The 5,206-nt window shown below is 72.7% G+C and carries 4 protein-coding genes; 3 read left to right on the top strand and 1 reads right to left on the bottom strand.

Annotated features, from left to right (window positions below; translation table 11 throughout):
• The 3 genes from IJH84_RS18140 to IJH84_RS18130 form a co-directional block, all read left to right on the top strand.
• Positions 1–512 (top strand): MFS transporter (locus tag IJH84_RS18140; RefSeq protein ID WP_295146588.1); only part of this gene is annotated, 512 nt, incomplete at its 5' end.
• Positions 513–734: 222 nt separating this feature from the next.
• Complete coding sequence (locus IJH84_RS18135) at positions 735–3,902, top strand: arabinosyltransferase domain-containing protein (RefSeq protein WP_295146583.1); 3,168 nt, start codon at positions 735–737, stop codon at positions 3,900–3,902.
• A gap of 135 nt (positions 3,903–4,037) precedes the next feature.
• Complete coding sequence (locus IJH84_RS18130; RefSeq protein WP_200071801.1) at positions 4,038–4,778, top strand: 1-acyl-sn-glycerol-3-phosphate acyltransferase; 741 nt, start codon at positions 4,038–4,040, stop codon at positions 4,776–4,778.
• 3 nt (positions 4,779–4,781) lie between these two features.
• Here IJH84_RS18130 and IJH84_RS18125 read toward each other — a convergent pair.
• A partial coding sequence (locus tag IJH84_RS18125; protein ID WP_295146572.1) for a penicillin acylase family protein occupies positions 4,782–5,206 on the bottom strand: 425 nt, incomplete at its 5' end.

The raw sequence follows: 5,206 nt of genomic DNA, 5'->3' as shown, positions 1-5,206 counted from the left end.
TGGTGCTGGGCATGGCGCTGGCCGAGGGCGCCGCGAACGACTGGCTTCCGCTGCTGATGGTCGACGCGCACGGTTTCGACCCGGCGGGCGGCTCGCTGCTGTTCGCCGCGTTCGCCGCGGCCATGACCGCCGGGCGATTCGCGGGCGGGCGGTTGCTGCGCCGGTTCAGCCGTGCCGTGGTCGTGCGCAGCAGCGCGGTGTGTGCCGGGACCGGTCTCGCGGTGGTGATCGGCACGCCGTTCCCGTCGCTGGCGGTGGTCGGAGTCGTGCTCTGGGGGCTCGGGACCTCGCTCGGTTTCCCGCTGGCGCTGTCCGCGGCGGGTGACGGCGACGGGGACACCACGGCCCGGGTCGGCGCGGTGGCCACCGCGGGCTACCGCGCGTTCCTCGTCGGCCCGCCGCTGCTGGGCTTGCTCGGCGACCACTTCGGACTGCGCTACGCCATGCTCGTCGTACTCGCCCTCATCGGCTGCGCCGCCGCGACCGCCGCGGCCGTGCGCCCCGAACGCTGAACACCGCTGGAGGACTGCGGCCGTGCGGTCGACAATCGCGCGCTCGGCGCAAAGCCGGCACCTCGAATCCGGGCGATTTCCGCCGGAACGGATTTCCCGTGACATGCCGCCCGCTACGCACCGGCAGTTGCGTACGACCGTACGCAACACGGGTAGGCTCGCGTCCGATCTTCCCGCGGCCTCCGCGGTCCCCGACCCCGAACCCCGGCGATGATGCGATCGATGAGCGAACTGTTCCGGAATGCGCGGTCCCTGCGGTGGTTCGCGGTGGCTTGCGGGGTGCTGGGCGCCCTCGCGGCGGTGTTGTTGCCGTTCCTGCCCGTGCGCTACGAGATCACCACGTTGCAGTGGCCGACCGCGCAGGGCACGCAGGCGGTTTCCGCGCCGCTGTCGGCCTACCAGCCGATCCGGCTGGACCTGGACATGCCGTGCTCGACGGCTCAGGGGCTGGACGCGCGCACGCCCGGCCCGGCGGTGCTGCTGAGCACGAACCCGCCCGAAGCCGAGTACGGCACCATGACCGGGCTGCGGCTGGAAGTCCAGGACGGGCAGCTGCGCCTGATCTCGCAGGGCAGGCAGCTCGGCACCACCGAGCTGCCCGCGGGCGACTGCGCGATCGGGGTGCATTCGGACGGGCACTCGACCGACGCCGAGGCCGGAGGTGCGCGGTTCGCCCACGTCGGCGGTGACGCACGTCCGCAGCTGACCGGCATCTTCTCCGATGTGGACGGTCAGCTCGACGACACCGCCGGGATGTCGTTCTCCGCCGAGGTGGACGACCGCTACGACAGCCACCCGACCCCGCTCAAGATCGCGGCGATGGCGGTCGCGGTGCTCGGGACCGCGGGAGCGGTGTTCGCGCTGCACCGCATCGACGCGCTGGCGGGCCGCAAGCCGGTCCGCCGATCGCGCGGGCGGTGGCGGCTGACCGGGCGGGACGCCGCGGTGGCGGCTGCGCTGCTGGCGTGGTGGCTCATCGGGGCGATGACCTCCGACGACGGCTACTTCCTCACGATGGCGCGGGTCCGCGACGAGCTGGGCTACGTCAACGACTTCTACCGCTGGTTCTCCGGGCCGATCGCGCCGATGGGCTGGTTCGTCGAATTGCAGGCGCGCTGGGTGGAGATCTCCACCGCCACGCCGTGGATCCGGCTGCCCGCGCTGGGCATGGGACTGCTGAGCTGGGTGCTGATCAGCCGGTTCGTGCTGCCCCGGCTCGGCCAGCGGGTGCGGCGCAGCCGCGCGGCCGGATGGGCGGCGGCCGCGGTGTTCCTGGCCTGCTGGCTGCCCTACGACAACGGCCTGCGCCCCGAACCGATCGTGGTGGTGCTCGCGCTGCTGGCGATGTGCGCGGTGGAGTACGCGGTGGCGGCCCGGCAGCTCGCTCCCGCGGCGTTCGGGCTGATCATCGCAGCGTTCTCGGTGGCGGTGAACCCGCACGGGATGGTCGCGGTGCTGCCGTTCCTGGCGGCGGCGAAACCGCTGCTGCTCATGGTGCGAAGCCGCGCGCAGCGGTTCGGCTGGACACCGGTGCTGGCCCCGATCGCCGCCGCCGGGCTGGTCGTGCTGGTGGCGGCGTTCTCCGACCAGACCTGGCGCACCGTGCTCGACGCGACCCAGGTTCGTACCGACATCGGCCCGTCGCAGTCCTGGTACGAGGAGCTGGGCCGCTACACGCTGCTGTTCGGCCAATCCCCCGACGGCTCGCTCACCCGCCGGTTCCCGGTGCTGCTCATGTTGCTGTGCCTGGCGTTCTGCGCGGTCGTGCTGCTGCGGCGCGGCACCATCCGCGGGGCCGCGCTCGGGCCGAGCCGCCGGCTGCTGACCGTGGCCGGGCTGTACTTCGTGGCGCTGGCGCTGACGCCGACCAAGCACACCCACCACTTCGGGGTCTTCGCCGCGGTCGGGGGCGCGGTCGCGGCATTGACCGCGCTGGCCGCCAGCAGCACCGTGCTGCGCTCGCGGCGCAACCGGGCGGTGTTCTTCGCCGGGCTCATGGTGGTGCTCGCGCTGACCTTCACCGGCACCAACGCCTGGTGGTACGTCTCGGGCTGGGGCGTGCCGTGGTTCGACAAGCCGCCGTCGATCAAGGGCTACGAGCTCAGCACCGGGTTCCTCGTCATCGCCGCGATCGCGCTGGTCGTGGCGCTGGTCGAGCACCTGAAGCTGGACGAGCGCAATCCTCCGGTCGCGGTGGAGGAGGACCGCACGCGGGCGCTGCGGCTGGGCACCGCACCGCTGTCGATCGTGTGCGCGCTGCTGATGCTGGCGGAGCTCGCTTCGCTGGCGAAGGCCATCCCCGAGCGCTGGGACACCTACAACCTCGCCAAGGACAACGTGCGGCAGCTGGCCGGGTCCAGCTGCGGGCTCTCGGACTACGTCTACGTCGAGAACGACCCGATCGCCGGGATGCTCGATCCCGCCGCGCGGCAGCCTGCGACCGCAGCACCGGGCGCACCGCCCGAAGAGGACGAATCGCCCGAGCAGTACCTGCGCGGCACCGAGACCGGGTTCCGCCGCGACGGCATTCCGGATACCAAGAACATCGAAACCGGGGAGTCGAACTGGACTCCGCCGCACCGCTTCGGCTCCGACCGGGCGCCGGTGTGGGGCAGCTACGGCTCCCCCGCCAACACCGGCGAACTGCGCACGCCCTGGTACGAGCTGCCGGACCGCGCGCGCAGCGGGGACGTGCCGGTAGTGGTCAGCTCGGCCGGGACGACCTCCGGCCCGAACTCGCTGACCGCCGAGTTCGGCCGGGACACCCCGCAGGGCTTCGAGATCCTCTCCCGCGCGCCGCTCGGCCAGGACGGTGCGAAGCACTGGCGCGACCACCGCGTCCCCGCTCCGGAAGGGGCGACGCGGATGCGGATCGTCGGCCAGGACAAGGCGCTCGGCGAGCAGGGCTGGATGGCCTTCAGCGCACCGCGGGCGCCGCGCCTGACCCGGATGAGCGACGTGGTCGGCAACTCCCCCGCGTACGTGGAGTGGACCGCGGCGATGGTGCACCCCTGCCTGAACGTCACCGCGAACCACCACGGCATCGCCGAGCTGCCGCGCTACCGCGTCGCGGGCGGCGGGGACGTGCGCGACACCGGGCAGGGCTGGTCGTCACCGGACGCGGGCGGGCAGTTCGGCTACCTCAACGTCGCCACGAGCATGGCGGAGCTGCCGACCTACCTGCGCGGGGACCTCGGCAACGACTGGGGCTCGCTCTACGAGGTGCACCCCTACGAGCCGGACGCGCTGCCCGCCTCCGCCGCCGCCCGCACGCACCAGGAGGACCACTGGGGCTGGTGGACGCCGGGTCCGACGCCGAACCCGATCACCCTGCCCGGCGACGTCCCGGACTCCAACAACCGGCCGGACCTCCAGCCGGGGCCGCGATGAGCACCGTCCCGGCAGCCTTCGACCGCAGGCTCGAAACCGCCGCGGCAGCTGGTGATCCCGGATCCGCGCGACCGTGGCGTGTGACCGCGGCCGCAGGTGGACGCGCGGGAACCTACGGTTGCGTAACCTGACGCCGTGGCTGAGATCGTCTATCCACCGGTCGTGCTCGCGGCAAAGACCATGTTCCGCGTCCTGGACAACCGGCTGCGCGTGTCGGGCACCGAACACATCCCGCGCAGCGGCGGCGCGGTGATCGCCTGCAATCACGTGAGCTACCTGGACTTCATCTTCTGCGGCCTGGGCGCGCAGCCCGCCGAGCGGCTGGTGCGGTTCATGGCCAAGAAGGAGATCTTCGACAACCGGATCGCCGGGCCGCTCATGCGCGGCATGCACCACATCCCGGTGGACCGGGCCGTGGGCAAGGCTTCGTACGACGAGGCGGTCCGGCGGCTGCGCGCGGGCGAGGTCGTCGGGGTGTTCCCGGAAGCGACCATCAGCAGGTCGTTCACCGTCAAACCGATCAAGTCCGGTGCGGTGCGGATGGCCGCCGACGCGGGGGTGCCGGTCGTGCCGATGTCGCTGTGGGGCACCCACCGGCTGTGGACGAAGGGCCGACCGCGCACGCTCACCAAGCGGCACGTGCCGATCCACATCCACGCCGGCGAGCCGTTCCGGCCCGGTCCGCAGGACGATCCCGACGCTCTCACGCGGGACCTCCGCGAGCGGATGCAGACCATCCTCGACGACCTGCAAGCCGACTACCCCGACCAGCCCACCGGCGAGGACGACCGCTGGTGGCTGCCCACCCACCTCGGCGGCACCGCCCCCACTCCCGACGAGGCGGCCGCTCTCGACGCGCGGCCCACGGCCAACTGAGGATCAGGGCGCTTCGGGCGACGGGCGCAGCTCGATGACCTGCTCCGCTGCCTCCTCGACCCGCTCGCGGCTGTAGAGCAGCGGAAACGCCTCGCCTCGACTCCACGGCGCGAACAGGTCGGTCGTGTGCGGCTCGCCCAGGCGTCCGGACTGGCCGGGCGCGTTCATCGCCAGCGACGAGTCCCATCGGCCGACGTCGACGACGACGCGGAAAGTCGCCCCGGCGCTCTGCACGAAGTCCGGGCCGTAGGCGGTGTCGCAGACGGTGTCGCCGCTGCCGCCTCGCGGGGCCGGGCCCGCGGCGAGGAGGTCCTCGGGCACGCCGGTCAGCAACGCAACCAGCGGATGGCGGGCGCGGGCGACGTGCAGCCTTCCCCAGCTCCACTTCGCCCGGTCCGGGCCGAGCAGCTCGGCGAGGTCGGCGACCG

The sequence above is a fragment of the Saccharopolyspora sp. genome (assembly GCF_017434145.1).
In the GTDB taxonomy this organism is placed as follows: Bacteria; Actinomycetota; Actinomycetes; order Mycobacteriales; family Pseudonocardiaceae; genus Saccharopolyspora_C; species Saccharopolyspora_C galaxeae.
This window is presented reverse-complemented; position numbering and strand designations above follow the sequence as displayed.